The organism is Rhodobacter xanthinilyticus (assembly GCF_001856665.1).
In the GTDB taxonomy this organism is placed as follows: Bacteria; Pseudomonadota; Alphaproteobacteria; order Rhodobacterales; family Rhodobacteraceae; genus Rhodobacter; species Rhodobacter xanthinilyticus.
Genome location: NZ_CP017781.1, coordinates 1,457,845 through 1,478,221 on the forward strand (window position 1 = coordinate 1,457,845; position 20,377 = coordinate 1,478,221).

Annotated in this window: 23 protein-coding genes; 15 read left to right on the forward strand and 8 right to left on the reverse strand. The window is 69.8% G+C overall.

Features of this window, described 5'->3' with window-relative positions; genetic code table 11:
• Positions 1-27 precede the first annotated feature (27 nt).
• From LPB142_RS07210 to LPB142_RS07255, 10 genes are all read left to right on the forward strand, one after another.
• Complete coding sequence (locus LPB142_RS07210; protein ID WP_071165957.1) at positions 28-1,074, forward strand: ABC transporter substrate-binding protein; 1,047 nt, start codon at positions 28-30, stop codon at positions 1,072-1,074.
• A 45-nt stretch (positions 1,075-1,119) separates the two neighbouring features.
• A complete protein-coding gene (locus tag LPB142_RS07215) occupies positions 1,120-1,797 on the forward strand; it encodes a cupin domain-containing protein (RefSeq protein WP_198037873.1) in 678 nt (225 codons plus the stop codon).
• Positions 1,787-2,851, forward strand: coding sequence for an ABC transporter ATP-binding protein (locus LPB142_RS07220; protein WP_071165958.1), 1,065 nt, complete (start codon positions 1,787-1,789; stop codon positions 2,849-2,851). Before LPB142_RS07215 ends, LPB142_RS07220 begins: the two co-directional genes overlap by 11 nt.
• A gap of 26 nt (positions 2,852-2,877) precedes the next feature.
• Positions 2,878-4,302 (forward strand): aldehyde dehydrogenase family protein, encoded by a 1,425-nt coding sequence (locus LPB142_RS07225; RefSeq protein WP_156894337.1) that lies wholly within the window; start codon positions 2,878-2,880, stop codon positions 4,300-4,302.
• Between the two features lie 181 nt (positions 4,303-4,483).
• A complete protein-coding gene (locus LPB142_RS07230; protein ID WP_071165960.1) occupies positions 4,484-6,478 on the forward strand; it encodes a TonB-dependent receptor domain-containing protein in 1,995 nt (664 codons plus the stop codon).
• Positions 6,479-6,493: 15 nt separating this feature from the next.
• Positions 6,494-7,549 (forward strand): hemin-degrading factor, encoded by a 1,056-nt coding sequence (locus LPB142_RS07235; protein WP_071165961.1) that lies wholly within the window; start codon positions 6,494-6,496, stop codon positions 7,547-7,549.
• Positions 7,546-8,397 (forward strand): heme/hemin ABC transporter substrate-binding protein, encoded by an 852-nt coding sequence (locus LPB142_RS07240; RefSeq protein WP_071165962.1) that lies wholly within the window; start codon positions 7,546-7,548, stop codon positions 8,395-8,397. Before LPB142_RS07235 ends, LPB142_RS07240 begins: the two co-directional genes overlap by 4 nt.
• A gap of 1 nt (position 8,398) precedes the next feature.
• The gene (locus LPB142_RS07245) at positions 8,399-9,454 is read left to right on the forward strand and encodes a FecCD family ABC transporter permease (protein WP_068765076.1); all 1,056 of its coding nucleotides are present in this window, start codon (positions 8,399-8,401) and stop codon (positions 9,452-9,454) included.
• 1 nt (position 9,455) lies between these two features.
• On the forward strand, positions 9,456-10,238 hold the full coding sequence (locus tag LPB142_RS07250; RefSeq protein WP_071165963.1) for a heme ABC transporter ATP-binding protein: 783 nt from the start codon (positions 9,456-9,458) through the stop codon (positions 10,236-10,238).
• Positions 10,239-10,310: 72 nt separating this feature from the next.
• The gene (locus LPB142_RS07255; protein ID WP_156894338.1) at positions 10,311-10,778 is read left to right on the forward strand and encodes a YbaN family protein; all 468 of its coding nucleotides are present in this window, start codon (positions 10,311-10,313) and stop codon (positions 10,776-10,778) included.
• A 5-nt stretch (positions 10,779-10,783) separates the two neighbouring features.
• Here the strand turns inward: LPB142_RS07255 and LPB142_RS07260 are convergent, their stop codons facing one another.
• Complete coding sequence (locus tag LPB142_RS07260) at positions 10,784-11,293, reverse strand: hypothetical protein (protein ID WP_071165964.1); 510 nt, start codon at positions 11,291-11,293, stop codon at positions 10,784-10,786.
• Between the two features lie 188 nt (positions 11,294-11,481).
• Positions 11,482-12,291: a response regulator gene (locus LPB142_RS07265; RefSeq protein ID WP_071165965.1), complete on the reverse strand. Its 810-nt coding sequence runs from the start codon at positions 12,289-12,291 to the stop codon at positions 11,482-11,484.
• Between the two features lie 86 nt (positions 12,292-12,377).
• Between LPB142_RS07265 and LPB142_RS07270 the strand changes: the two genes are divergently transcribed.
• Genes LPB142_RS07270 through LPB142_RS07280 form a run of 3 tightly spaced genes read left to right on the forward strand, consistent with a single transcriptional unit; the run spans position 12,378 to position 14,940 of the window.
• Positions 12,378-12,560 carry a NepR family anti-sigma factor gene (locus LPB142_RS07270; RefSeq protein WP_232230990.1) on the forward strand — a complete coding sequence of 61 codons (183 nt, stop codon included), beginning with the start codon at positions 12,378-12,380 and terminating at the stop codon, positions 12,558-12,560.
• The gene (locus LPB142_RS07275; RefSeq protein WP_068765080.1) at positions 12,557-13,132 is read left to right on the forward strand and encodes an RNA polymerase sigma factor; all 576 of its coding nucleotides are present in this window, start codon (positions 12,557-12,559) and stop codon (positions 13,130-13,132) included. Before LPB142_RS07270 ends, LPB142_RS07275 begins: the two co-directional genes overlap by 4 nt.
• Entirely contained in the window at positions 13,129-14,940 is a 1,812-nt protein-coding gene (locus tag LPB142_RS07280) for a sensor histidine kinase (protein WP_068765081.1), read from the forward strand. The genes LPB142_RS07275 and LPB142_RS07280 overlap by 4 nt, the downstream gene beginning before the upstream one ends.
• A gap of 66 nt (positions 14,941-15,006) precedes the next feature.
• On the opposite strand, the gene LPB142_RS07285 is transcribed toward LPB142_RS07280, so the two are convergent.
• The 5 genes from LPB142_RS07285 to LPB142_RS07305 form a co-directional block, all read right to left on the reverse strand.
• Positions 15,007-16,026, reverse strand: a complete 1,020-nt coding sequence (locus tag LPB142_RS07285) for an AI-2E family transporter (RefSeq protein ID WP_068765082.1) — start codon at positions 16,024-16,026, stop codon at positions 15,007-15,009.
• Positions 16,027-16,100: 74 nt separating this feature from the next.
• On the reverse strand, positions 16,101-17,027 hold the full coding sequence (locus LPB142_RS07290) for a hypothetical protein (RefSeq protein WP_071165967.1): 927 nt from the start codon (positions 17,025-17,027) through the stop codon (positions 16,101-16,103).
• Between the two features lie 69 nt (positions 17,028-17,096).
• Positions 17,097-17,426 (reverse strand): hypothetical protein, encoded by a 330-nt coding sequence (locus tag LPB142_RS19010; RefSeq protein WP_068765084.1) that lies wholly within the window; start codon positions 17,424-17,426, stop codon positions 17,097-17,099.
• Between the two features lie 7 nt (positions 17,427-17,433).
• Entirely contained in the window at positions 17,434-17,640 is a 207-nt protein-coding gene (locus LPB142_RS07300; RefSeq protein ID WP_068765085.1) for a PLDc N-terminal domain-containing protein, read from the reverse strand.
• Positions 17,641-17,697: 57 nt separating this feature from the next.
• Entirely contained in the window at positions 17,698-17,895 is a 198-nt protein-coding gene (locus tag LPB142_RS07305; RefSeq protein WP_071167167.1) for a CsbD family protein, read from the reverse strand.
• 189 nt (positions 17,896-18,084) lie between these two features.
• Here LPB142_RS07305 and LPB142_RS07310 point away from each other — a divergent pair, with 189 nt between their 5' ends.
• Both LPB142_RS07310 and LPB142_RS07315 read left to right on the forward strand, forming a co-directional pair.
• Entirely contained in the window at positions 18,085-19,083 is a 999-nt protein-coding gene (locus tag LPB142_RS07310; protein ID WP_198037874.1) for a sensor histidine kinase, read from the forward strand.
• A 126-nt stretch (positions 19,084-19,209) separates the two neighbouring features.
• Complete coding sequence (locus LPB142_RS07315) at positions 19,210-19,971, forward strand: PRC-barrel domain-containing protein (RefSeq protein ID WP_068765086.1); 762 nt, start codon at positions 19,210-19,212, stop codon at positions 19,969-19,971.
• Positions 19,972-20,139: 168 nt separating this feature from the next.
• Here LPB142_RS07315 and LPB142_RS07320 read toward each other — a convergent pair whose 3' ends face one another.
• Positions 20,140-20,313, reverse strand: a complete 174-nt coding sequence (locus LPB142_RS07320; protein ID WP_071165968.1) for a DUF1328 domain-containing protein — start codon at positions 20,311-20,313, stop codon at positions 20,140-20,142.
• Positions 20,314-20,377: the final 64 nt, after the last annotated feature.

Sequence of the window (20,377 nt, forward strand, 5' to 3'; positions counted from 1 at the left end):
ACACAAACCCAACACCCGGAGGCCAGAATGACCCGCACGACCCTGCTTCTCACCGCTGCCGCCTGTGCGCTCGCAGCCGCGCCCGCCCTTGCGGCGGACAAGCTGACCTATTTCACCTGGTCGGGCTATGAGCTCCCCGTCTTCCACGAAAGCTATACCGCCGCGCATCCCGATGCGGTCGATATCTCGGTCTTCGGCGATGACGATGACGCGTTCACCAAGGTCAAGGCGGGCTTCCACCCCGATCTCGCGCATCCCTGCTACGACAAGATCGCGCGCTGGAACGCCGAGGGCCTGTTGCAGCCGATCGACACCGCAAAGATCGCGAATTGGGAGCATATCTTCCCCGCCTTCCGCAACCTCCCCGATATTCAGGCGGGCGACGGCAAGGTCTGGATGGTGCCGTGGGATTGGGGCAATACCTCGGTTCTCTACCGCACCGACATGGTCGCCCCCGATGCCGAGATGAGCTGGAACATGCTTTGGGATCCGCAATATGCCGGGCGGCTCGCGACGATCGACGCGGTGCATGACACCCCCCTCGTCGCGGCCGTTCTGGCGGGCGTGAACCCGTTCGACATGACGCCTGCCGAGATGGACAAGGTCGCCGAGAAGCTGCGCGAACAGCGCCCGCTGCTGACCACCTACACCACCGACATGACCTCGATCGAGCAATCGCTGGCCTCGGGCGAGCTCGTCGCCGCGATGACCTGGAACGCCTCGGCCGTCGCGCTGAAGGGGCAGGGCGTGCCGGTCGAGTTCATGGACCCGAAGGAAGGCATGCTGACCTGGACCTGCGGCTTTGTGATGCTCAAGGATGCCAAGAACCCCGATCTCGCCTATGAGTTCATCAACAGCGCGCTCGAGGCGGGCTCGGGCAAGCATCTGATCGAGGCTTACGGCTATGGCGCCTCGACCGACGCCGCCTTTGGCGAGGTCGCGCCCGCCAAGCTCGAGGAGTTGAAACTGCCCGCCGACCCGCAGAAGATGCTCGAGACCACGATCTTCACCGGGCCGATGAAGCAAAACGACGATCTCGCCAAGATGTTCGAGCGCGTCAAGGCGGGTGGCTGAGGCCGGCGGGCGGCGCGCCGCGCCGCCCCTTACCAGGACAGGACGATGATGACCGAAGAGCATAGCATGGCCCCCGATCCCGAAGCCGATCCCGGCCCCGACTCTGGCCCCGACTCTGGCGCCGAACCCGCGCGCAAACCCGCCCCCGAGGGCAATCAGGCCGATGTCGTCGTCGGGCGGCGGCTGCGCGCGCTGCGCCTCGAGGCGGGGCTGTCGCTGGCCGAGCTCGCCGCTCAGGCCGGGCTCTCGGTCGGCGCGCTCAGCCAGGTCGAGCGCGGTGTCTCCTCGCTGCGCGTGCGCACGATCTGGCCGCTCGCCGCCGCGCTCGGCATCGAGCCCTCGGTGCTGCTCGATGACAGCGCGGAGGGCAACGATATCTACTGCGTGCGCGCGGGCCGGCGGCGCGATCTGCCGGTGCGCTCCGAGGGGATCCGCAAACAGCTCCTCTCGCCGCCGGGCGCCACGCTCACCGGCATGACCGTCGAGGTCGAACCCGGCGGCGGCTCGGCCGAGGCCTATGCCCATCAGGGCCATGAATTCGGCTATGTGATGGCGGGCGAGATCGCGCTGACGATCGACGGCACCAGCTATCAACTCCGCGCGGGCGACAGCTTCGCCTTCCGCTCGACGCTGCTCCATGCCTTCCGCAACGACGGCGCGGAGCGCGCGGTGATCCTCTGGGTGAATTCCACCAAACCCTCGGAGGTGCGCGATGCCGACTGACCCGCTCCTGAGCCTGCGCGGCGTGTCGAAGGATTTCGGCGGCGGCGTCTTCGGCCTGCGCGACATCGATCTCGACATCGCGCGCGGCGAATTCGTCAGCCTCCTTGGCCCCTCGGGCTGCGGCAAGACCACCACGCTGCGGGTGATCGCGGGGTTCGAGGCGCCGACCGCCGGCCAGGTGCTGCTCGAGGGCCGCGAGATCGGCCATCTGCCGCCGAACCGCCGCCCCGTGAACACCGTCTTTCAGGATTACGCGGTCTTCCCGCATATGGATGTCGCCGAGAACGTGGCCTTCGGGCTCTCGGTGCGCGGCACCGCGCGCGGCGAGATCAGCCGCCGCGTCGCGCAGGCGCTCGAGCTCGTGGGCCTGGCCGACAAGGCCAAGCGCCCCGTCGCCGCGCTCTCGGGCGGCCAGCGCCAGCGCGTCGCGCTCGCCCGCGCGATCATCTGCGAGCCGCAGGTGCTGCTCCTCGATGAGCCGCTCTCGGCGCTCGATGCGAGCCTGCGCGAGCAGATGCAGGTCGAGCTCAAGGCGCTCCAGCACCGGCTCGGCACCACCTTCGTGATGGTCACCCATGACCAGACCGAGGCGCTCTCGATCTCCGACCGGATCGCGGTGATGAGCGGCGGGCAGATCGAGCAGATCGCCACCCCCGCCGAGCTCTACGACCGCCCCGCGACCCGCTTCGTCGCGGGCTTCATCGGCACGATGAACCTGCTGGGCGGGCGCGCGACGGGCGACGGGCGGGTCGCGGGCGGCGGGCTGACGCTGCCGGTCGAGGGGGCAGGGGCCTTGCCCGCGGGCGCGCCCGTCACGCTCGGGCTGCGCCCCGAGGATCTCATCCTCGTGCCCCCGGGCCCCGAGACCGCGGCGCTGACCGTCACCACCACCGTCTTCCACGGCCGCAGCCTGCGGGTCGTCGGCCATCTGGCCGATGGCGCCGAGGTGGTGCTCGATATCCCCCGCGCCGCGGCGCAAAGCCTGCCCGCCGATGGCGCGCAGGCCGCCCTTGCGCTGCGCCCCGGCGCCGGCGCGATCCTGCTTCCGGCCTAAAGCCGCCCGTTTTCGAGGAGATGTCCATGTCCAATGCCCTGAAATTCTATATCGACGGCGCCTGGGTCGCGCCTGCCACCGACGCCACGCTCGAGGTGATCAACCCCGCCACCGAGGCGCCCTATGCCGCGATCGCGCTGGGCACCGAGGCCGATGTGAACCGCGCCGTGGCCGCCGCGCGCGCCGCTTTCCCGGACTGGGCCGCGCGCCCGGTGGCCGAGCGCATCGCCGCCGCCAAGCGCCTCCTGGCCGTCTACATGGCTCGCTATGAGGAGATGGCGCAGGCGATCAGCGCCGAGATGGGCGCGCCGATCACCTGGGCGCGCGAGGCGCAGGCCTATGCCGGCCAGGGCCATCTCGAGGCCACGATCGCCGCCGCCGAGCGCTTCGAATGGGAAACCATGCGCGGCCCGACCCGGATCCTGCGCGAGCCGGTCGGCGTTTGCGCGCTGATCACGCCCTGGAACTGGCCGATGAACCAGATCATGTGCAAGGTCGCGCCGGCGCTGATCGCGGGCTGCACGGTAGTGCTCAAACCCTCGGAAATCGCGCCGATGTCGGGGGTGCTGTTTGCCGAGATGATCGACGCCGCGGGCCTGCCGCCGGGCGTTTTCAACATGGTCAACGGCACCGGCCCCGATGTCGGGCAGGTGATGTCGGGCCATCCGGATGTCGACATGGTCTCCTTCACCGGCTCGACGCGGGCGGGCGTGATCGTGGCGCGCACCGCGGCCGAGACGGTCAAGCGCGTGGCGCAGGAGCTTGGCGGCAAATCGCCCAATATCGTCCTGCCCGACGCCGATTTCGCGAAAGCCGTGCGCGAGGGCACGATCGGGGTGATGAACAACACCGGCCAAAGCTGCGACGCGCCGACGCGGATGCTCGTGCCCGCCGCGCGGATGGCCGAGGCGATGGCGATTGCGGCCGAGGCGGCGGCGGGCGTGGTCGTGGGCGACCCGGCCGAGGAGGCGACCACCATGGGCCCGCTGGTCTCGGCGCTGCAGTTCGAGAAGGTGCAACGCCTGATCGCGGCGGGCCTCGCCGAGGGCGCGACGCTCGCCTGCGGGGGCCTTGGCAAACCCGAGGGGCGCGCCACCGGCTATTTCGTCAAGCCCACGGTTTTTGGCAATGTCACCAATGACATGACCATCGCGCGCGAGGAAATCTTCGGCCCCGTCCTGTCGATCATCGGCTATCAGACGGTGGAGGAGGCGATCGCCATCGCCAATGATACCCCCTACGGGCTCGCCGCCTATCTCCAGGGCGAAGACCTCGCGCAGATCCGCGCCGTGGCGCGGCGGCTGCGCGCGGGGTCGGTCTATGTCAACGGCCCCGATTGGGATCTCTTCGCGCCCTTCGGCGGCTACAAGCAATCGGGCAATGGCCGCGAATATGCCGATTGGGCGATCCATGATTTCACCGAGATCAAAGGCGTCGTCGGCTGGGGCTGAGGCACCCCTGATCCCCGGCCCCGACCCCCGGCCCTGAAGGCGGCGCTTCGGCGCCGCTTTTTCTGTTTTCGGGGCGCACAGGCAATCTTGACATTTTAACTCGGATAAGCGAGTCCTCCCCCCGAACCGCTGCCAGCTCTCCCGCCAGCCGCCCTTTTCGCGTCTTGACCGGGAGTCTCTCATGCGCCTCACCGCGCGGCATCTGGCCGCCTTCCTGCTCACCTCCACCGCCCTGAGCGCGCCGCTCGGCGCCCAATCGCTCGACGGCCCGACCTATCTGGGCCAGATCGTGATCGGTTATGCCGAGGACGGCACGCCGATTTTCGCGGGCGAAAATGCCACCCATCTGGGCGAGGCCGATCTGCGCGGCGCGACCTCTACCACCGATCTCGACGGGCTGCTGCGCCAGCAGACCTCGGTCTTCACCCAGAAAGACCCGGGCAACCCCGGCCTTGCGGTCAATATCCGCGGCTTCGAGGGCTCGGGGCGGGTCGCGATGTCGGTCGATGGCGTGCCGCAGAGCTACCGGCTGACCGGCCATTCGGCGCAGGGCTTCACCTTCGTCGATGAAAACTTCGTCACCGGCGTCGATATCACCCGCGGGCCGGTCACCGCGACGGGCGGCTCGGGCTACGCGGGCGCGGTCGATTTCCGCACGATCGAGGCGGGCGATGTGCTCAAAGACGGCGCGAGCCGCGGCGCGCTCTTGCGCTTCGATTATGCCGATAACGGTGAGGCCGCCTCGGGCATGGCCGCGACCGCGATGAAAGCGGGGCGGCTCGACATGCTCCTCGCGCTCAGCCGCCACACCGGCGACGATTACGAGGACGGCGCCGATACGCCCGTCGCCAACACTTATCAGGACATCTCCTCGCAGCTCTTCAAGCTCGGCTATGACCTGAGCGATGCCCAGCGGATCGGGCTCTCGGTGATGCATTACGAGACCGATTTCTTCGCCACGAGCTACCGCCAGGCGCTGAGCAACGATATCGCCAAGCTCTCCTATCGCTATGCGCCGGGCGACGGGCGGGTCGATCTGCGCCTCAACGCCTATACCGGCAAGACCGAGACCGACTGGATCGCGGGCACGGGCTCCGCGGTCGGGCGGGTGATGTCGACCCGCACCACCGGCTTTGACGCGACCAATACTTCGGAATTTGCGCTCGGCGCCTGGGCGCTGACCTCGGCGAACGGCTTCGAGGCCGCGCAGGACCGGCTCGGCGGCACGGCGGGCGGGGTGAACCCGACCTCGGGCACCGCGCGCCGCGCCGCCGTTTTCTCGGAAAACGTCTTCCGCAACGGCCCCTGGGAGATCACCGCCGGGCTGCGCGGCGCCTCCTACCGGCTCGAGGGCCAGGCCTCGCAGGGCGCGATCGATATCGACAACAGCTCGCTCGACCCGAAACTGACGCTCGCCTATCAGCTCACCCCCGCGCTGCAACCCTATCTGACGCTCTCGCGCGCGATGCGCGCGCCGACGCTGCAAGAGACCATGCTCGGCGGCACCCATCCGGGCGGCGGCATCGGCATGATCGCGAACCCCGCGCTCGAGGCCGAGACCGAGGAGGGCTTCGAGATCGGCTTCAACATCGACCGCGAGGGGCTTTTCGCGGCGGGCGACCGGCTCTCGGGGCGGGTGAATTACTACGACATGTCGGTCGAGAATTACATCGTCACCAGCATGGCCTTCACCAATGCCTTCGGCCAGACCGGCGCGGCTTTCGTCAACGTGCCCGGCACCTCGAAGACCAAGGGTCTCGAGCTCGAGCTCGCCTATGGCTGGCAAAGCTATGATCTTGGGCTGAGCTACACCCATAACGACAGCACCCTGCCGAGCCAGATGCCGGGGCTCGGCGCGGGGCAATATCTGCCCGATGACACGCTCTCCCTGCGGCTCTCGAAGCGCCTGATGGAGGACCGCCTCACGCTCGGCGCGCAGTATAACTACGTCTCGGGCGGGCTCTTCACCGATACCTATACGAGCACCCCCTATCAGAAGGACACGAGCTATGAGCTCGTCGATCTCTTCGCGAGCTATGCCGTGACCGAGGATGCGCTGGTCTATGCCAAGGTCACCAACCTCTTCGACGAGACCTATGTGCCCTGGCTCTCCGCCTCGGCCACCGAGAACGGCCAGGGCCGCACCTTCCATATCGGCACCTCGCTGCGCTTCTGACCCCGGAGATTTGTGATGAAACCCACCCCTGAGATGATCCGCGCGGCCCGCGCCGACGCCCCGAAAACCCGCGCCCGCGATCTGGCCGCAAGCCTCGGCATCACCGAGGCCGAGCTCTGCGCGGCCTTCGTGGGCGCGGGCGCGACGCGCATCGCCGCCCACCCCGACGCGCTCATCCCCCGGCTCGCGGCTTTCGGGCCCCTGATGGCGCTGACCCGCAACGAGAGCTGCGTGATCGAGAAAGTCGGCGTCTATGATGGCTACCGCCCCGGCCCCCATGCCGCGCTCGTCGTCCATGAAGAGATCGACCTGCGGATCTTCCCGCGCCATTGGGTGCATGGCTTCGCGCTGGAGGAGGAGGGGCCCGCGGGCCCGAAACGCTCGCTCCAGATCTTCGATGCGGCGGGCGAGGCGGTCCACAAGATCTACCTGCGGCCCGAGAGCGATGCGGGCGCCTGGGCGCCGCTTCTGGCCGATCTGCGCCTTGCCGATCAGGGCGCGGCCCTCGATCTTGCGCCCCGCGCGGCCCCCGAGGCGCCCCGCGCAGCGCCCGAGCGGCGCGCCGAGCTGATCGCGGGCTGGGAGGCGCTGACCGATACCCATCAGTTCCTGCGCCTGTGCGCGCGGCTCAAGATGAACCGGCTCGGCGCCTATCGGCTGGCGGGCGCGCCCTATGCCCGCCGCCTCGCGCCCGGCGCGGTCGAGCGGCTGCTCGCGCAGGCCGCCGAGATCGCCGTGCCGATCATGGTCTTCGTCGGCAATCAGGGCATGATCGAGATCCACACCGGCCCGATCAAACGCGTGGTCGAGATGGGCCCCTGGATCAACGTGCTCGACCCGGGCTTCGATTTCCACCTGCGCACCGACCATATCGCCGAGGTCTACCGGGTGGTGAAGAACACCGCCCGCGGCCCGGCCCATTCGGTCGAGGTCTTTGACGCGGACGGCGGGCTGATCGCGCAGATCTTTGGCGTGCTGAAGGCGGGCGAGGGGGCGGTCTCGGCCTGGAACGCGCTGGTTGCGGGGCTGCCCGAGGCCGAAGGCGCCGCCGTGCTGGAGGGCGCGCAATGATCCGTGCGGGGCTGATCGCGCTGCTTCTGTGGCCCGCGCTCGCGCGCGCCGAGGGCCCCGGCCGGGTGCTCTCGGTCGGCGGCGGCGTCACCGAGATCGTCTATGCGCTGGGCGAGGAGGCCCGCCTCGTCGGGCGCGACACGACCTCGACCTTCCCGCCCGCGGCCGCGGCGCTGCCCGATGTGGGCTATATGCGCCAGCTCTCGCCCGAGGGGATGCTCTCGGTCGCGCCCGATCTGATCTTGCTCAGCGCGGGCGCGGGCCCGGCCGAGACGCTCGAGACGCTGGGCGCGGCGGGGGTGGCGATGGTCACGATCCCCGAGGGGATCACCCCGCAGGCGGTGACCGAGAAGGTCGCCGCGGTGGCGGCGGCGCTGGGCGTGTCCGAGAAGGGCGCGGAGCTGAACGCGCGCCTCGCGGCCGAGATGGCGGCGGCGCAGGCCGCCGTCGCGGCCGAGCCCGGCCCGGCCCCCAAGGTCTTGTTCATCCTTGGCAATTCCGGCGGGCGGCTGACCGGCGCGGGGGCCGGGACCGCGGCGCAGGCGATGATCGACCTCGCCGGCGGCGAAAACGCCATCACCGGGTTTTCGGGCTACAAGGCGCTCACCGATGAGGCGATCGCGGCCGCCGCGCCCGATGTGCTTTTGGTGATGGATCGCGGCGATGGCGGCGCGAGCGAGGGCGCGACGGAGGCCGATTACCTCGCCCACCCGGCGCTCGCCGCAACGCCGGCGGGGCGCGCGGGGGCCATCGTGCGGATGCCGGGGATGTTCCTTCTGGGCTTTGGCCCGCGCACGCCCGAGGCGATCACCGCGCTCCATCGCGCGCTCTTTGCGAAGGCGCGCTGAGATGAGCGCCGCGCCGCTCGCCGCGCCCAAACCCGCCCCCGCCCATCGGCTCCCCGCCGGGGCGGTGGCGGTGGGGCTTCTCGCGCTCCTCCTCGCCGCCGCCGGGCTCAGCCTCAGCCTCGGCGCCTCGGGCCTTGCGCCCTGGGAGCCGCTCTTGCGCCCGCTCTCGCCGGTGGAGGCCGCGATCCTCTATGATATCCGCCTGCCAAGGCTGCTGCTTGGCGCGCTCGTCGGCGCGGGGCTCGCGGTCTCGGGGGCGCTGATGCAGGGGCTGTTTCGCAACCCGCTCGCCGATCCGGGGCTCGTGGGCGTCGGCGCGGGGGCGGGGCTCGGCGCGGTGATCGCGATCGTGCTCGGCGGCGCGCTGCCCGTCGCGATCCGCGCCGCGACCGGGATCTATCTCGTGCCGCTTTTCGCCTTCGCGGGGGGCTGGGCGGCGGTCGTCGTGCTCTACCGCGTGGCCAGCCTGCGCGGCCAGACCTCGATCGCGACGATGCTGCTCGCGGGGATCGTCCTTGGCGCGCTCGCCGGCGCGCTCACCGGCATCCTGATCTTCCTCGCCGATGATGCGCAGCTGCGCGACCTGACCTTCTGGGGGCTCGGCTCGCTCGCCGGAGCGAACTGGCTCAAACTCACCGCCGCGGGGCCGATCCTGCTCGCCGGGCTCGCGCTCTCGGTGCCGCTCGCGCGCGGGCTCGATGCGATGGCGCTGGGCGAGGCGGTGGCGCGCCACATGGGGGTGCCGGTCGAGCGCGTCAAACGCGGCGCGATCCTGGCGGTCGCGGCGATGACCGGGGCGGCGGTGGCGGTCTCGGGCGGGATCGGCTTTCTGGGCATCGTCGTGCCCCATATCCTGCGCCTCGCGGTGGGGCCGGGGCACCGGCTGCTCTTGCCCCTCTCGGCGCTCTTCGGGGCGGCGCTGCTCATCGGCGCCGATACCGCCGCGCGGCTCGTCGTGGCGCCCGCCGAGTTGCCGATCGGCATCTTGATGGCGCTGATCGGCGCCCCGGTTTTTCTGTGGATCTTGCTGGCGCGCCGCGCCGTTCTGGAGCTTTGAGATGCTGCTCGCAACCGGCCTGACCGCGCGGCTTGGTGGCCGCGAGATCCTCCACGGCGTCGATTTCGAGGCCCGCCCGGGCCAGATCACCGCGATCGTGGGCCCGAATGGCTCGGGGAAAACCACGCTCCTGCGCCGCCTCACCGGCGATCTGGCGGGCGGCGGCGCGATCAGCCTCGAGGGCGAGCGGCTGGCCGATCTCGCGCCGCGCGCGCTTGCCCGCCGCCGCGCGGTGCTGCCGCAGGCGAGCACGCTGGGCTTTCCCTTCACGCTGCGCGAGGTCGTCGCGATGGGCCATCAGGCGGGGGCGGCGGCGCATCTCCCCGGCGTCGTCGAGGCGGCGCTGGCCGAGGTCGGGCTGGGCGCGAAGGCCGAGCGCTTCTTTCAGGACATGTCGGGCGGCGAGCAGGCGCGCGGCCATCTCGCGCGGGTGCGCGCCCAGGTCTGGGAGCCGGTGAGCGAGGGCCGCCCGGCCTGGCTTTTCGTCGATGAACCCGTCGCCGCGCTCGATATCGGGCATCAGTTGCAGGTGATGGGCGTGCTGCGCCGCTTCGCGCGCGCGGGGGGCGGGGTGGTGGCGGTGATGCATGATCTCAACCTCACCGCGATGCATGCGGGCGCGATGGTGCTCATGGAGGGCGGGCGCGTGGCCGCCGCGGGGCGCCCCGCCGAGGTGATGACGGCGCCGCTTCTGTCGCGGGCCTATCGGTGCGAGCTTTGCCTCAACACCGCGCCGCGCGAGGGGGTCTGGCTCTTGCCGCAGGTGGCGCGGGCGGGGGCTTGAGGGGGAGGGGCGGGGGCTTGACGCCTCCGCGCCCGCAGCGCAGGTTGCGGCCCCGAACCCGGAGCCCGTCTGATGCCCGAAAGCCCGCCCGAACGCCCGCAAGACCCGCATGAGACCGCCCGCGAGATCCGCCGCCGCCGGGCGCGCGCGCGCGCGGGGCGGCGCGCGCGCAAACGCGCGCTGATCCGCGCGTTTTGGCTCGTGGTGGGGCTTCTGTTCACCGGGCTCGGCTTTGTCGGGCTGTTCTTGCCGGTCGTGCCGACGGTGCCCTTCCTGATCGTCGCGGCGGCGGCTTTCGCGCGCTCCTCGCGCCGGCTCGAGACCTGGCTGCTCGAGCATCGCCAGTTCGGGCCCCTGATCCGCGCCTGGCGCGAGACCGGGGCGATCCCGCGGCGCGCCAAATGGATGGCGGGGGCGGGCTCGCTCACCGGGCTCGGGGTGTTTGTGGTGCTGCGCGAGCCGACGCTGTGGCAGGGGCTGGGCGTCGGCGGGCTGATCGCGGCGGGCCTCAGCTATGTCTTCACCCGCCCCGATGGCTGAGCCGCTTATTTGACCTGGGCCGCGACGCTCTCGGCAAAACTCTCGACCAGCGCCTTGTAATAGACCGGCTCGTCGCGGGTGCTCACCACCACCGATTTGCCCAGATCCTGCGCCGGGATCAGCGCGCGCGTCGAGACCGAGACCTGATAGCTGCCGCCCATCACGCCCGCCGGGTCGCCGGTCATCACCACCTTGCCGGCAAGCACCGCATCCTCGATCCCGGTGACGGTCTTGAACGAATCCGAAAGCGCCAGCTCGTCGATATCGATCACGATCCGCGAGCCGAGATCGGCGCTCAGGTGATCGACGAGACGCGCCTCGATCGCGGCCTCGAGATCGGGGGCGATGCGGGCGAAATAGCGCGCGGCTTCGGGGTTCGCGATCGCGCTGACATCGGCGCTGACATGGACATCCTTGACCATCGGCGCGGTGGGCATCGCGCCGGCGGGAAGCGCGGCGAGGAGGCTCGCCGCGCTCAGCGCGGCGGCGGTGACGATCTTCATCTTGGAAAACATGATCTGTCCTTTCAACGGGGGGCCGGGGCTCCGGCCTTCGCAAGATCAACGCGCAGGGCGCCTCGCGGTTCCGGCCCGGGCCCGAAATTTCTACGCAAATCATTGAAAAGACATAAAAAGACCCCGGCGCCGAGGGTGAGCTCGGGGCCGGGGCCAGTCGGAGGGAGCCTTGGGGGGAGGGAAACCCGTCAGGCGTCGATCCCTTCGGTCGAGGCAAAGAACATCGCCTGGCTCACCGCCGAGCGGACCTGTTCTTCGGAGAAGGGCTTGGTGATCAGGAAGGCGGGCTCGGGCTTCGCGCCGGTCAGGAGCCGCTCGGGGAAGGCGGTGATGAAGATCACCGGCATATCCTCGAACTGCGCGAGGATGTCGTCGACCGCATCGATCCCCGAGGAATTGTCGGCCAGCTGGATATCGCTGAGGATCAGGTCGGGCTTGATCTTCGCGGCAAGCGCCACGGCCTCCTTGCGGGTGCGCGCGATGCCGGTGACCTCATGGCCGATCGAGGTGACGATATCGGCGATATCCATCGCGATGATCGCCTCATCCTCGATGATCATCACCCGCCCGGTCACCGCGGCCTCCATCTCGGCCTGAGCGGCGCGGATCAGAAGATCGACCTCGTCGCGCTCGCGCTGCATGATCGCGGCGATCTCGGGAACCGTGAAGCCCTCGATGACGTTGAGCAGCAGCGCCTCGCGGGAATTGGGGGTGAGGCGCGCCATATGGGCCTGGGCCTGGGCGCCGTAGCGGCTGTCGGGCTCGCCCAAGGGGGCGCCGGCGCTCGACCAGACCAGGTGGAAGGCGTGGAAGAGCCCGAGTTTCGGGGTCTCGGCGGCGGCCAGAACCGAAGGGTCGACCAAGAGGCTCTCCAGCGTCGCGGCGGCAAAACGGTCGCCGCTGTCCTGATTGCCGGTCAGCGCGCGCGCATAGCGGCGCAGATAGGGCAGGTCGCGCGCAATCGCGGAGCTGAGGTCGAGATCGGCAGTCGATGCCATGAAAAATACTCCCAATGCATTTTTTTCAGGGAACCAACGCGCTTCCCCCGCGTTGGGTTCCATGAATAATCGCGGAAATTACGAAAATGAGTGCAAGCGAAAACATGCCCGAGACCCCGCCCAAGCCCCGTCTGCGGCGCGATATCGACGAGAACCTCAAGCGCGTCTATGAAGATGCGCTGAGCCTCGAGGTGCCCGACCGGTTCAAGGATCTGCTCGCGCAGCTCAAATCCGCCGAGGCCGCGCGCAAGGCGGAGGGCGGCCAATGACCGAGACGCCGCCGGTTTTCGCCGATCCGCGCGACGAGCTCGCCGATCATATCCCCGCGCTGCGCGCCTTCGCGATCTCGCTCACCCGTAACGTCTCCGAGGCCGATGACCTCGTGCAGGAGGCGATCCTGAAGGCCTGGTCGAATATCGAGAAATTCACCGTCGGCACCGACCTGCGCGCCTGGCTCTTCACGATCTTGCGCAACACCTTCTATTCGGCGCGCCGCAAGACCCGCCGCGAGGTGGCCGACCCCGAGGGCGCCTATGCGGCCGCGCTTTTCGATCCGCCGCGCCATGACGGGCGGCTTGCGCTCGACGAATTCGCCCGCGCCTTCGATCAGCTCACCCCCGAACACCGCGAGGTTCTGATCCTCGTCGGCGCGAACGGCTATTCCTATGAGGAGGCGGGCGCGATGATGGGGGTGGCGACGGGCACGGCGAAAAGCCGCGCGCACCGGGCGCGGGCGCGGCTGGCCGAGCTTCTCGGGCTCGAGGAGGGCGAGGACCCGGTCGCGGGCCAATCGGCCGAGACGCTGGCGGTGATGGGCCGCTCGGGGATCGCGGCGGCATGAGACGGGCGCTGCCGCGCCGCCTTGGCGGCCTCGGCGCGCGCCTCGTCATCTTGATGGGGCTCGCGCTTCTGCCGCTGGCGGTGCTCACCTATGTGCAGACGCTCGAGGCCAATTCCGTCTCCCGCAAACGCGCCGAGACCGCGATCTTGGGCGAGACCCTGATGGCGGGGGCGAGCCTGAGCGAGCAGATCATGCGCGCCCAGGGCGCGGCGCAGGGGCTCGCGGCGGCGATGGGCGGCATCGACCCCGCGACACCCGAGGCCGAGGCCGAGTGCCGCGCGACGCTCGAGCGGTTCGTCAGCGCCAATCAGGCGCTCTTTTCCTTTGCGGGCTATGTCGAGGCCAATGGCCAGATGCGCTGCACCTCGAATGGCGAGTCGATGAATTTCGGCGAGACCGAGACGCTGCGGGCGATGATGGAGGACCCGCGCCCGGTGCTGCGGCTCAACCGCCGCGGCGTGATGTCGAAGACGACGGTGCTCTTGCTGGTCAATCCGGTGATGGATGGCGCGGGGCGGGTGACGGGGTTTCTGTCGCTCTCGATCCCCCATTCGATCTTGCGCCGCGAGACCGATGGCGATCTCGGCGCCGAGGGCAAGCCCTTGGCGCTCTTCACCTTTTCCAACGAAGATGAGCTTTTGACCTCCTCGATCGGGGTCGATCAGGCGCCCGGCCGGCTGCCGCGGGGCTTTTCGATCGAGCCCTGGCTTGGCAACCGCGGCGACAGTTTTCTCGCGCGCACCGCCGAGGGCGAGATGCGCGCCTTTGCGGTGGTGCCGCTGGTCCCGCGGCAGATCTATCTCGTCGGCTCCTGGCCCGAGGAGCAGCTCGGGCTGAGCTTTCTCAACGCCGATCTGCCGGCCTCGCTGTTTCCGGCGCTGATGTGGGGGGCGAGCCTGCTGGTCGCCTGGCTTGCCGCCGAGGCGCAGGTTCTGCGCCATGTGCGCGCGCTGCGGGCCTCGATCACCGCCTTTGCCGGGGGCGATCGCAAGGTCAAGCCGCTCGCCTTTGGCGCGGCCGCGCGCGAGCTGCGCGAGGTGGGGGCGGCCTATGAGAAGATGACGCTCTCGATCTTGCATGACGAGGCCGAGCTCGAGGATATCATCCACCAAAAAGAGGTGCTCCTGCGCGAGGTCCACCACCGGGTGAAGAACAACCTCCAGCTGATCGCCTCGATCATCAACATGCAGCTGCGCTCGGTCAAAAGCCCCGAGGCGCGCGAGGCGATGCGCTCGGTGCAGGAGCGCGTGCTCTCGCTCGCCACCATCCACCGCGAGCTCTACCAGACGAGCGGGCTGACCGATGTGCGCGCCGATGAACTCCTGCCGCAGATCGTGCGCCATATCCTGAAGATCGCCGAGACCCCGCGGCGGCGCTTCGCGGTCGAGACCGCGATCGACGAGATCCGCCTGCCGCCCGATCAGGCGGTGCCGCTGGCGCTGTTTCTGACCGAGGGGCTCGCCAATGTCATCAAGCACAGCCATGCCGGCGCGGGTGCGCGCGCGCGGGTCGATCTGCGGCTTGGCCATTGCCCGACGGCGGGCGAGGCGCGGCTCGAGCTCGTCAATGACATCGGCTCCGGCGCGCCGGCGCCGAGCGCCATGACCTCGGACGGGTTTGGCACGCAGCTCCTGACCGCCTTTGCCCGCCAGCTCGAGGGGCGGGTGGAGCGCGGGCTGACTGAGGCGGGGCGCTATCGGCTGGCGGTGGTCTTCCCGCTGCGCGCGCTCGATGAGGCCGAGGCGAGGCGCGCCCCCGCCGAGCCGCCCGAGGGCGCGCCCGAAGCCGGTGAAGAAGACCCCGCCTGAGCGCAGGGCCGCGCCCATGCGCCGGACAGAAAAACGCCCCGCAGCCAATGGCTTGCGGGGCGTTCTTCATCCGTCCTGCGCGGCGGGCTCCTGCCAGAGCGCCATCGCCCACAAGATCAACGGGATCGCCACGATCCCCCCGATCGGCCCCCAGAGCCAGATCCCGAAGAGCAGCGCCAGAAATACGCCGAGCGGGTTGATCTCCATCCGCCGGCCGACAAAGGCGGGGGTGACGAACTGGCTCTCGAGGAAATTCAGCCCGATATAGCCAAGCGCCGGCAAGAGCGCCGCCGCCCCGTCAAAACCCGCCACCCCCGCAAAGAGCAGCGTCACGAACAGAAGCGCCGGCCCGAGGAAGATGATGTAATTGACCAGAAAGGCGAGCGCCCCCCAGGCCAGCGCCCCGGGCAGGCCGAGCGCGGTGAGCCACAGCCCCGTCGCCGCGCCGAGGGCCGCGTTGATCACCGTGATGATCCCGAAATAGCGCGAGACGAGGGATTCGGCGGCGAAGAGCCGCGCGGTGAGGCCGGCGCGCGCCTGCGGTCGGGCAAGGCGGGCGGGCAGGGCGGTGTAAAGTTCGCGTCGGGTCAGCAGGAAGAAGAACAGCGCGCCGATGAAAGTGAGCACCTGCGCGCCCACCGCCGGCGCGATCAGCAGCGCATCGGTGACCGTCGGCATCGCGATCGCGCCCTCGGGCGGGGCGGCGCTCGCGGGGCTGCCCGGGTTGACCGTCGTCGCGACCTCGCGCGAGACATCCTTGAGCCCCGAGGCAAGCCCCCGCAGCGCGCGCAGCACGTCTTGCAGATCGCTCCAGACCTTCGGCGCCTGTTCGAAAAGCTGCGCGAGGATCGGCTGGAAGAGCAGCAAGATGCCGCCGATCGCGAGCAGCGCGACGGTCAGCGCCGCGAGCGCCGCCCCCCCGCGCGCCAGCCCGCGCCGCTCGAGCGCCTCGGCCAGCGGCGCGAGCACGAGCCCGACGGTGAGGCCAAGCGTGGTTGGCGCGGCGATATCGGCGGTGGCGTCGAGCGCGGCGGCGCTGGCCAGCGCGGCGAGCAGGCAAAGCGAGATCTGGGCGGCACGGTCCATCGGCGGTCCCTGTGTGAGACGGGCCGCCGCGGGGTGGCGGCGGCCCGGTGGGGGGAGGGGGAGAGAGGGCGCGGTCAGTGCGCGAGGCCGTTGCCGCGCAACCGCTCCTGCGCGGCGCGCGAGAGGGTCTCGATCTCATCGGCAAGGCGCGCGCGCAGATCGGCGCTCGTCTCGCGCAGGCCCTCGCCCGCGCTGTCGCGCGCCGCGCGCGCCTGCGCGCCCGCCTTGCGCATCATCGCCTCGGCCGGGCCCTGCGCGGCGGCGGTGCTGCGCGCGCTCAACAGGCTCTCGGCGAGCGCCGCATAGGGCGCCAGCCGCGCCAGATCGGGCGCGATCTGCGCCAGCTGCGCGCGCGCCTTGGGCGAGCGCGCCGCCCAGATCGCGGTGGCGCCCGCAACCCCGGCCGCCGCCGTGGCATAGGGGTGACGGCGGATCAGATCGAGGCCCGCCTCCATCCCCTCGGCCGCCTGCGCGCCGATCTCGCGCGCCCGGCGATAAGCCTCGGCGCGGGCCTGCGCCACCCGCTCGGCGGTATCCTCGGTCAAGCCCTCGAGGTCATGGCGGAAGGACACCGCAAGATCTTGCGCGAGCGCCTCAGCGATTTTCGCCTTCTCCCGCGCCAGATCGAGCGCCTCGGCGCCCTTTTGCGCGCTCACCTCGGCCAGCGTGGCGAGCTTCTCCTCGGCGCTCGCATAGGCCGCATCGGCGAGCGCGCGCCAGGCCTCGCGGGCCTCCGCCGCCGCCTCACCGAGCGGCTTTTTCGGCGCGAGCGCCGCCTCGGCCTCGTCCAAAAGCCCGCGTTTGGGCGCGCTCAGATAGGCAAGGCCGAGCCCCGCGAGCGCCCCGAGGAGCGGGTTGACCCGCATCCCTGCCCCCGCGAGCGCGCCAAGCCCCGCGCCGGCCGCAAGCCGCGCGCCCGACGGCGATTTCGCCCCGAGCCCCGCCCAGAGCGAGGTGATTTCCGCCTCGGCCGCCGCGGCCTGAGCTTCGAGATCTTTCATTTCTTTTTTCAGAGCTTTACCAGCCATGGATCTGTCCTTTCAGGGAAAGCCTTTGAAAAGGCTGAAGAATTAGAGTTTCGGTGGGCGGTGCCGGAGCACCTGCGCCGCCCGCGCCCGCGCCAGAAGCCAGAAGACGAGCGCCAAGACCGCCGCCGCCCCCGCCATCAGCCCGAGCGCCGCCGCCGCGCTGAACCCCGCCGCGATCAGCGCCATCACCGCGCCCGCCAGCCCGAGCCCGAGCCCGAGCGCCACCATGAAGAGCGCCAGAACGCCAAACACGACCGCCTCGACCGCCCAGCCGCCCCGCTCGCGCGCGGTGAGCTCCCACAGCCGCAGCTTGATCCGCAACAGCCGTTTGAGCAGCCGCAACAGGGGGAGAAAGGCGGGCAGGTCGGTCATGGCATCCTCACACGAGACGTTTCTCCGCACGCGGGCCGAAGAGCAGCCACAGCACGAAGCCCAGGAGCGGCAGGAGCACGATCACCAGCACCCAAAGCGCCTTGCGCCCGGCACTCGCCCCCGATCCGAGGATCGAGATCAGCGCATAGATGTCGAGCGCGAGGACGATCAGCCCGCCAAAACCCGAGACATTGAGAAGGGAAAATTCGGTCATTGCGGCCTCCTGTTCCGGGAAAGGGGCCCGGAGCCCGCAGGCTCCGGCGCCAGTCTATCACATCTTGGCAAGCCAGTCATCGACCTCTTTCTCGGCCTCTTCGCGGGCCTTGCCGTAGCGCTCCTGCACCACGCCCACGAGCCGCTCGCGCTCGCCCTCGATCTGCTCCCATTCGTCATCGGTGATCTCGCCCCATTTCGTGCGGGCGGCCCCCTTGAGTTGTTTCCACTGGCCTTTGATCTGGTCGATATTCATCGTCATCTCCTGAGCTGGCGCGGGTTGCGCCGGGTTACGGGGAGAGAACGTCCGGGCGGCGCGCGGGTTCCGCGGGGCTTGCGCGATTTTGCGCGTATCTGTCTCGCCGTTGCGGCAGGTGTCGAAAAAACCGTTGCAAAACGGGAGACTAGTGCGCAGGGTGGCGCGATGGCGGCCTTGGGGGTGGCGATGAAGAGGATGCGGCGCTGGGCCACGGCTCAGCATGGTCCGGTGCAGGAAGCGGGGATCACGCTTGGCGTCGTCGCGGTGGCTTTCGGGCTGCGCTACGAGCTCGAGGGGGCGCTGCCGCCGGGCTTTCCTTACCTGACCTTCTTCCCCGCGGTGATCCTGACGAGCTTCTTTGCCGGCACCCGCGCGGGGGTGGGGGCGGCGGTGCTTTGCGGGCTCGCGTCCTGGTATTTCTTCATCAATCCGGTGGGCAGCTGGGCGCTCAACGGCGCCAGCCTGCTTGCGCTCCTGTTTTACTGTTTCATCGTCGCGACCGATATCGTGCTGATCCATTTGATGCGCGAGGCGCTCAGGAAGCTCGACGCCGAGAAACAGACCTCCGACGCGCTCGCGGTGCAAAACAAGCTGATGTTCCATGAGCTGCAACACCGGGTTTCGAACAACCTGCAGGTGGTGGCCTCGCTTTTGAAGATGCAGCGCCGCCAGCTCGAGGATGAGGCCGCGCGCGCCGCCCTCGATACCGCCTCGGCGCGGCTGCAGGTGATGGCCGGCATCCAGCGCCAGCTGCACAACCCCAAGCGCCAGGAGGCCGATATCGCCGCGCTTCTGGGCGGGCTTTTGCCCGAGGTGATCGGCGGGTTCGCGCTCGAGCCCGCGCCCGAGCTGCGGGTGAGCGGCGAGAGCCTGAAGGTGAGCGGCGATCAGGCGACGCCGATCGGGCTGATCGTGGTCGAGCTGGTCTCGAATGCGCTCGAACATGCAACGCAGGCGGGCGCGGCGTTGGCGATCACCGTAACCGTGCGCCGCGAGGGGGCCGAGGCGCGGATTGTCGTGCGCGACAATGGCCCGGGCCTGCCGCCCGATTTTCAGCCCGAACGCTCGCGCAGCCTCGGGCTGCGGGTGGCGCTGCAATTCACCGACCAGCTCGGCGGGCGGCTCGAGTTCGCCTCCGACCGCGGCACCGTGGCGACGCTGAGCTTCCCGCTCGCCGAGGGCTGAGCGCCCCCCGATCTGCGGCCCCCAGATGACAAACCCGTGAGCGGGTCGGAACGTTTCGCGCTGCCGCGGGTTGATGTGGCAAGCGCGATGACGCGCGGTAAAATGAAGCAAAAACGGAGATTTGCCGTGAAAAAGCTGATGCTTTCCACCGCCATCCTGGCCAGCCTTGCCACCGCCGCCGGGGCCGAACCCTCGCCCTTCCGCTCGGCGGTCGACCCGACCGATCTGACCGCCTCGCAGGTGATCGGCATGCGCATCTATGCCGCCGACCCCGCGCAGATGGAGGCGCAGGGCGAGGCGCCCATGGCCGCCGGCCCCGAGGAGGGCTGGTCCGATATCGGCGAGGTGCATGATCTCGTCCTGACCCGCGAGGGCGGCGTCGAGGCGGTGCTCGTCGATCTCGGCGGCTTCCTCGGCATCGGCGAGCACCGCGTGGCCGTCGGCATGGAGGCGATCCGCTTCGTGCCCGATGCCTCGACCGAGGACGACCCGGACGATTTCTTCCTGGTGATGGCGGCCGACCGCGCCACGCTCGAGGCTTCGCCGATCTACCCGGAGGAGAAGACCGCGGCGGTGCTGCCGGCGGGCGAGACGGGTTATCACCCGATCGAGACGGCGGGGCTGAGCGTCGAGGCGCTGGAGGGCACGCCGGTTTATGACGCGCAAAACACCCGCGTGGGCGAGATCGCGCGCGTGGTGCTCGATGCCAAGGGCGCGCCAGCGCAGGCGGTGATCGATGTCGGCGGCTTCCTCGGCATTGGCGAAAAGCCGGTCGCGATCGAGCTTGCGCAGCTTTCGATCGCCCAGGGCGCGACGCCCGAGGATCTGCGCGCCGCGACCGCGCTGAGCAAGGCCGAACTCGAGGCGCTGCCCGCCTATCAGGGCTGATCGCCGAGAGAGATACTCCGGGACAGATCCTCCGAGAGAGACCCCCGCGGTGGCGCCACCGCGGGGGTTTTTGCATGTGCACGGCGATCGGAAGGCATGGGGGGGCGGCGGGCCGCAGGCATGAAAAAACCGCCCCGAAGGGCGGTTTTTGGGGCGCGATGGCGCGGGTCAGACCGGCGGTCGGCCACGCAGCGCGCGCGCGATCATGGCGATCACGAAGAGCACGATGAAGATGAAGAACAGCACCTGCGCGATCGACGCCGAGGCCCCGGCGATACCGCCGAACCCGAGCGCTGCCGCGATCAGTGCGATGACAAGGAACGTCAGAGCCCAACCGAGCATGGTATTCTCCTTTTCCCTAAGGGGTTGATTTCGGCGCGCTTTGCGCCGTCGCAACATCAACGCG